Source organism: Pseudonocardia sp., from assembly GCF_025965585.1.
Lineage (GTDB): Bacteria > Actinomycetota > Actinomycetes > Mycobacteriales > Pseudonocardiaceae > Pseudonocardia.
In genome coordinates this window covers 1-5,375 of the sequence record NZ_JAOPWR010000065.1, presented here as the reverse complement: position 1 = coordinate 5,375, position 5,375 = coordinate 1, and the positions used below count along the sequence as shown (strand labels likewise).

Here is a 5,375-nt window from a genome sequence, read left to right as displayed (position 1 = left end):
TACCCGCCGACGTGCCCGTCCTCGCCCCGCGCCCAGATGATCGTGTAGTCGGCGAAGGTCGCGTTGCCGATCCAGCGCTTGTGGCCGTTGAGCACGTAGGACCCGCCGTCCTGGCGCGCGGTCGTCTCGAGCATGACCACGTCGGTTCCGTGGGCGGGTTCGGTCAGGCCGAAGGCGCCGATCTTCTCCAGGCGCGCCATCGGCGGCAGGAACCGCTGCTTCTGCTCCTCCGAGCCCAGCAGCGCGATCGACATCATGGACAGCGCCGAGTGCACGCCGGCGAACGTGGAGATGCTCAAGTCACCGCGCGCCAGCTCCAGGATCACCAGCCCGGCGGTCACGTTGCTCATCCCCGGGCTGCCGTAACCCGGGATCTGGAAACCCGCGATGCCCAGCTCCGCCAGCTTGGGAACCAGCTCGTGCGGGAACTCCGCACGCTCCCAGTAGGGATTGATGATCGGCAGGACCTCCCGGTCCATGAACTCGCGCACCCGCCGGCGAAGCGCTCGCTGCTCGTCGGTCAGCAGTTCGTCCAGCCGGTAGTAGTCCGTGTGCTCCGGGCCACCCAGCACGGGCGGCTCGACGACCGGTTTCCCATTCGCAGCCTGGGTAGCCGCAGTGGTCGAGCCCGGCACCGAGTCGGCGGCCGTCTGCTTCATCGCATTCATCGTCGACACTTCTCCCATGCTCTTCTTGGTCGTTGTGGTGCGGATTTCTTGTGCCGTGGTGCGGATTTCTTGTGTCGTCAGGACGCGCCTAAGGGAGGGCGCCACCACCCGTCGCCGGGCCTGCCGGCCTCGCCCGCCGGATGGAGATCGGGAGGCTGGGCGGGTGCCGGGGTGCCGACCCCTCGCCGGCCAGTGGTGGCGTCCTGCTGCACGGTCCTGGCTTGACACAGGACGGTATGAGGGCCGATACCGGTAGCCACCGTACCGCGGATACAGACTTCTGGACCGGTTGGTGTTCGCGGCACAACAGCGAAGTTGCAAAGCCGTCGCCAGCTGCCACTGACGAACCGTCCCGCCGCAAAGGGTGAGACGGCGTCACGTGATTCCCGTGATGTCCGTGGGTGACGAGAGGTACAGATGACCACCATTCGGTGGAACCATGACTGCGCGTCATGCCGCGACCCGTGACTGCAGGACGCTCCCACCGCCTCCGCCTCCGCGCTCGCGACAGGGCTGATCAGCCGTCCGCCGCTCGTCGAGCGGCTCCGACGCTGCTCACCGGCGCCCCCACCGAGCCGCGCCGGCCACGGCGAGCCAGATTCCTTCACTACTGTGTAGCGACAGAAGTGATTCGGCCACGACCGATTCCCCTTCACCGACGCAAGATCGCTCAGGGCCTACCGTCTCCGTTACCTGCCCCGCGCCGGTCTCCGCGTTGACCCTCACGGGATCGACCGTGGCGGGGCCGATCTCGTCTTGGACGACGACTCCAGAGACCGCATCCGGGCGATACGCCGACGCCGCCGACGGTGCTAGCCTGGCTCGGCCGCCGGAGCGGGTCGAGGCGATGTTCTCCGGTGTGCACATCGACGGCCGGCCTCGGCACGATTCGGCATGCCGTGATCGGAGCGCTCGCGGCCGGGCAACGTGGCAGGCTGCAGATCCTCAACAGGGCGGTCACCCACAATTCGGTCGGAGCCATTTCGCTACCGGAGCTTCGCGGCAGCTAGGTAAAGACTCCGGTGGGTGGGGCATTCGGTGTATGTCAGCGGTGTCGATGCGGTTTCACCGGCGCGCGGTTCTGGCACTCGGCACCCGGTGAAAGCTCCTGGGCCCATCCGTCGTCGTCCCGCACGACAGCGATAGCCAAGGTCCGGCAGGGCTGGTCGCCGTTCACTGCACGCGGAGGGGAGATCGCCATGGGGAACCTGGCGCAGTGCCTGCTCGACACCTCGTCCAAGGAAGGTGGCCGCACCGCGCTGCGGATGGGCGACTCCGTCCTGGCCTACAGCGAGTTCCGGGACGCGGCCCAGCGCGTCGCGGCGGGACTGCAGGCGCATGACGTCGCGCCCGGCGACCGCGTCGGCCTGGTGTTGCCGGACGTGGTCTCCTTCCCCGTCGCCTTCTACGGCGCGCTGATGACCGGTGCGACGGTGGTTCCGATGAACCCGCTGCTCAAGGCGCGGGAGATCGAGTACTACCTGGAGGATTCAGGAGCGCGACTCGTAGTCGCCACCGAGGCCGCAGCCACGGCCGGGATCGAAGCGGTGACCGTGGACCCGGTCCGGCCCGACGCGCTGATGGCCGCTCGGGGCCTCCCGGATGCGGTCGGCCGGGCGGACGACGACAACGCGGTGATCCTCTACACCTCCGGGACGACCGGCCGGCCGAAGGGCGCGGAGCTCTCCCACGCGAACCTTTCGATCAACGCGCGCACCGTCGCCGAGACGCTGCTGGAGGGAACGCCGGACGATGTGATCATGGGCTGCCTGCCGCTGTTCCACGCCTTCGGACTGACCTGCGGGCTCAACGCTGCGGTGCTGTCCGGCGCGAGCCTCGCGCTGATCCCCCGCTTCGACGCCGCCACCGTGCTCTCGGTCATCGCGCGGGACAGGGCCACCGTCTTCGCGGGCGTCCCGACGATGTTCTCCAGGATGCTGGACCTGCCCGAGGCCGACCGCTTCGACTTGACGACGCTGCGACTGTGCGTGTCGGGCGGCGCGGCGATGCCCACCGAGGTGATGCGCTCGTTCGAGCAGACCTTCGGGTGCGCGGTGCTGGAGGGATACGGGCTCTCCGAGGCCTCACCGGTGGTCACGTTCAACCACCCGCACGCCGAGCGCAAGAGCGGGTCGATCGGCACCCCGATCCGCGGCGTCGAGACGCGCCTGGTCGACGACAGTGGCAAGGACGTGCCGCGGGGCGAGGTCGGCGAGATCGCCGTCCGCGGCCCGAACGTGATGAAGGGCTATTGGGGCAAGCCGGGGGAGACGGCGACGGCGATTCCCGACGGGTGGCTCCGCACCGGTGACCTCGCCAAACAGGACGAGGACGGCTACTACGCGATCGTCGACCGGAGAAAGGGGATGATCAACCGCGGCGGCGAGAAGGTCTACCCGCGGGAGGTCGAGGAGGCGCTCTATGCGCATCCGGCGGTCGCCGAGGCCGCCGTCATCGGGATTCCGAACCCCGATCTCGGTGAGGAGGTCGGCGCCGCGGTCGTGCTGAAGCCAGGCGCCACCGCGACCGCCGACGAGCTGCGCGATTGGGCCAAAGCGCGGGTGGCCGCGTACAAGTACCCGCGGCACGTCTGGCTGGTCAAGTCGTTACCTATGGGGCCCACCGGCAAGATCCTCCACCGGGCCGTCGAGGTGCCCCCGGACGTGGGATCGCACTGAGCGCAGTTCTTCTGTGCGCGCCGTCACGGGCGGCTGCGCTTGTCCCGATCGGGATCTGCAGTCGATGGCGGTGCCGAGTGCCCGCCCTCCGGCGTCAGCGGCGCGGGTCTCCCGGTTGCCGACCACCCAGCGCACGCACGCATAGTCAGCTCGGGCCGCCCGACGCCTGTCGGACCTCGAGCAACTCCAGTCCGAGCTCTTCCAACCGACTGATCACGCCGTACAGTGCGGCCAGGTCCGGAAGGTCACCCCTCAGGACCGTGTCGTCGGACCGCCACTCAGCACCCAAGTCAGGGAACGCCAACCGCATCGTCTCTCCGAGATGGCCGCGAACTCGGAGCTCGTAGTGGTGCGGGGGCGCCCTGTCACCCTGCTCCCAAGTCATGTGGCCTCCGAGGCCGTGATGTGGATGAATCGGCGGTGTACTGCGGAGTCGGCCCGGGAGGTTGTGAGTGCAGCGCGTGACGTCATGTAATGGGAACCCGAAGCTGGCCGGCCCCGACTCGTGATCGAGCAGAGTCCCGGTCCGCCCCAGATTCCGCCGTGACCTCGTCGGTCTCCTCACCGGACCCGAGCCCAATCAGTCCGTACGTGCCACAGGGTTGTCTGCCCGCCGTCGCCAGACGCCACCGCCGCACCATCCCGTCGCAAAGGGTGAGACGGCGTCACGTGATTCCCGTGATGTCCGTGGACAAGGAACAAGGGGAGAGGGGTACAGATGACCACGAATCGGTGGAACCATGACTGCGCATGACGCGATCCGGGACTGCAGCAGGTCCCGCTTCCACCGCCTCCGCCTCTGGACTTGCGACGGGCCTGGTCACCCGTCCGCCGCTCGTCGAGCGGCTCCGACGGGCACCGCGCATCGTCGCGCTGGCGGCACCGCCAGGGAGCGGGAAGACCCTCCTGCTCCGCTCTTGGATCCACGAAGCTGGCCTCTCTGGCAGCGCGGCATGTCTCTGACCGCCAGCCGGAACAGGTGCTCTCCTGTTGGAGGCGATCGCACGCGACGCGCTCAGCGAGTGCAGCGCCGCCGCGCGCGCCCTCGAGCACGCGCTCGATCTCGCCGAACCCGAAAGCATCCTCCTACCGTTCCTGCTGCACCCCGTACCGGGGCTGCTCCAACGGCACCGCCGGCAGCGCACCGCCCACGCCGCCTTGGTCTCCGAGATTCTCGATCTGCTGAACGAAAGCGAGACATCACCGCGCAGCGCACAAGAGCGCCTGCGGGAGCCACTCACAGACAGCGAGATCCGCATCCTGCGCTACCTGCCGACCAACCTCTCACAACAAGAGATCGCCAGCGAGCTCTCGCTGTCGGTGAACACCATCAACACGCACGTCCGCCACCTCTACACCAAGCTCGACGCCCACCGCCGCGGAAAAGCCGTCGAGCGGGCGCGCCACCTCGGCCTGCTCGCGCCTTCCTCGCGCGGGCACCGCTCGCTGGAGGCCGATGTTGTCGTCGAGAGCGTGCGCGGTGACAAGGACACCCTTCGACCACGGGAGTCTTAGCGCGCCCGGAAAATCGCATAGCCTTCGGCCCGGTGCGTCATGTCGCACCGCCGGCCGCCTCCGCCTGGCTCGCGTGCTCGAACCACGGCGAGCTGAACAACGCTATAGCCCGAATCACTGGCGGATGGCGGTGGACACTCACGCGGCGAACTTCCCGGATGTGGATCACGACGTGGCTGACATCTACCGAGCCGACCCGGCACGTTGGCGACAATCAGGCAAGGCGTCGCTCCTAAATGAGATCGGCGGGATGAAAAGTGCCCAGGAGGCGTCCGTCCGGGTCGGTGATGATGGTGTAGGTCAGGCCCTTGCTCTCGAGGCGGGTTCGGACGTCGGCGGCGAGTTCGTGCGGGCGCAGTGTGGACGGTCCGGGTTCCATCATCTCGGCGGTCGCCGCGGCGGGATCGGCGTCATCGAGGGCGCTGCCGCGGAGCCGACCGAGCAAGATCCCGCCCTCGGTGGTGACGAGTGCGAAGCGATGCGCTGAGTGGGCAACTCGGTCGCGCACCTCGCC

Annotated in this window: 4 protein-coding genes; 2 read left to right on the top strand and 2 right to left on the bottom strand. The window is 68.4% G+C overall.

Annotated features, from left to right (window positions below; all coding sequences use genetic code 11):
- A partial coding sequence (locus tag JWR81_RS04070; protein WP_297646707.1) for an acyl-CoA dehydrogenase family protein occupies window positions 1–776 on the bottom strand: 776 nt, incomplete at its 3' end.
- A 1,091-nt stretch (window positions 777–1,867) separates the two neighbouring features.
- On the opposite strand from JWR81_RS04070, the gene JWR81_RS04065 reads away from it, so the two are divergent.
- Entirely contained in the window at window positions 1,868–3,346 is a 1,479-nt protein-coding gene (locus JWR81_RS04065) for a long-chain fatty acid--CoA ligase (RefSeq protein ID WP_297646706.1), read from the top strand.
- A gap of 990 nt (window positions 3,347–4,336) precedes the next feature.
- On the top strand, window positions 4,337–4,861 hold the full coding sequence (locus tag JWR81_RS04060; protein ID WP_297646704.1) for a LuxR C-terminal-related transcriptional regulator: 525 nt from the start codon (window positions 4,337–4,339) through the stop codon (window positions 4,859–4,861).
- Between the two features lie 232 nt (window positions 4,862–5,093).
- On the opposite strand, the gene JWR81_RS04055 is transcribed toward JWR81_RS04060, so the two are convergent.
- Window positions 5,094–5,375, bottom strand: a 282-nt coding sequence (locus JWR81_RS04055) for a CBS domain-containing protein (protein ID WP_297646703.1), incomplete at its 5' end; no start/stop codon positions are given.